Raw genomic sequence first — 1,670 nt, forward strand, 5'->3', positions numbered from 1 at the left:
AGCCTCGATCCACCGATGAGCTGCTGAGGAGGTCGCTGTCGGCGGCAGGATGTCGGGGCTGGAGTGAGGGCGTGCAGGAGTTGCCGGTCTGCCCGGCTCTTCCACTGGGGTTCCTGCTTGTAGGGACTGGGTCTGTGGGTCAGATCGGCGCGGTCGCTCGGCGCGGGGCGAGGGCGTCGTAGAGCGCGGACCACGCTGTTTGCCATGGCCAGCCCTGTGGAAGGTGCAGGTGCAGGCGCCGGGCGGAGGAAGCAATACGTGCCGGGACGTTGATGAGCTTGCGGCGGATCGTTGCCGTGGTCGCCCGAGCCAGCCCCGGGGCGTTGGTCAGTGTCGCGGCGGCGCGGGTGAGGTTGAAGGCCATGACCGCGCAGACGAGCCAGGCAGCGTTGGCGTTGAAAACTCCCGAGGGCATGTGCGCCAGCGCGGAGGCCTTGAGGTCGGCGTGGACGTTCTCGATGATGGCGTGTGCCCGGTGGACCTTGTCGGCAGCCACGGTGTCGCGCTCGGCGGCGGGGGCGGTGGTGAAGAACGCGTGGAAGCGCCACGTATCGAACAGTGTGGCCTGCCCCTGGTTCTTCTTCGGGTTCAGGTCGGGGATTCGGCGCACCACCAGGCGGCCGGGGATCTGCTCGCTGGTCTTCTTGGAGGTGAAGGCGGTGAAGGGGATCTCGGCGACCTCGGCCCGCGAGATCCACCTGCCGCTGTCTTCGTCGAAGATCGCGTCGGTGTACTTGATCGTGGTCCAAGCATCGTCGCTGATGGCGGCGATGGCGCGCTTGACGGCCGGGTCCATCCGCACGGTGACCGATACGTGCGCCCCGGTCTTGAGCACGGCGGTGACCAGGGCGTGGGAGTAGAACGCTGAGTCCGCGCGCACCAGCACTGGCCGCCCGGCCAGGCAGGTGCGCCGGATCAGAGCCAGGGTGTCAGCGGCCAGGCGGACCGCTCCGCGCGGGGAGCCGGCCGAGCCCTTGCGCAGCCGCTGGGCGGCGATCACCGGGGCGATCTGCTCGGTGCTCACGGTGGCCAGCAGCGCATTCAGGCCACGCACTCGGGTATAGCCGAAGGATGCTCCCTGCTTGTGGTGGCCGTGGACCTCGATGATGGTGTCGTCGATGTCGACCATCACCGTGCCGCTGTCCCCCTCGCGGCCCAGGAACTCGGAGCGCTCGGCCAGGGCAAGTGCGAACCGTGAAGCCACCGCGTCAGCCTGACGCACGTGTCCGAAGGTGAAGGCGCGCAGGAAGGAGCCCAACGTCGAGGGAGCGTAGGCACGGTCGAAGATCTTGCCCATCGCCCCGTGGCGCAGCAAGGCCATGTCATCGATGCTGTCCGCCCCGGCGGCCATACCCGCCACCAACGAGGCAAGCTTCAGGCCCGCGTTGGCCCCCTTGTCCCTCGCCACGCTCAGGTGCTCATCTCCCAGCCGACGCAGCCCGGCCTCCTGAGCCAGAGCCATCAATGGGACCAGCCCGGCGGCCGACACGAGGTTGGGCTCGTCAAACGTCGCTGAGACCACTGAAGGGGTGTGAGACAGTTGCATCTACGAGATGCCCTTCTTGAGCGGGTTATGCGGACCTTAGACAAGTCGCATTTTCCCAGGTCAGGAGGGCATTCTCACTCTCCCACGCCGCCCACCGGACACAGTCGATCGGTGGATCGAGGCT

1 protein-coding gene is annotated in these 1,670 nt (G+C 67.6%); it reads right to left on the reverse strand.

Annotated features, from left to right (window positions below):
- Positions 1–139: 139 nt before the first annotated feature.
- The gene (locus LKO27_RS15035; RefSeq protein ID WP_068329933.1) at positions 140–1,546 is read right to left on the reverse strand and encodes an IS1380 family transposase; all 1,407 of its coding nucleotides are present in this window, start codon (positions 1,544–1,546) and stop codon (positions 140–142) included.
- Between the last annotated feature and the right edge of the window lie 124 nt (positions 1,547–1,670).

The sequence above is a fragment of the Tessaracoccus sp. OS52 genome, from assembly GCF_020687685.1.
Lineage (GTDB): Bacteria > Actinomycetota > Actinomycetes > Propionibacteriales > Propionibacteriaceae > Arachnia.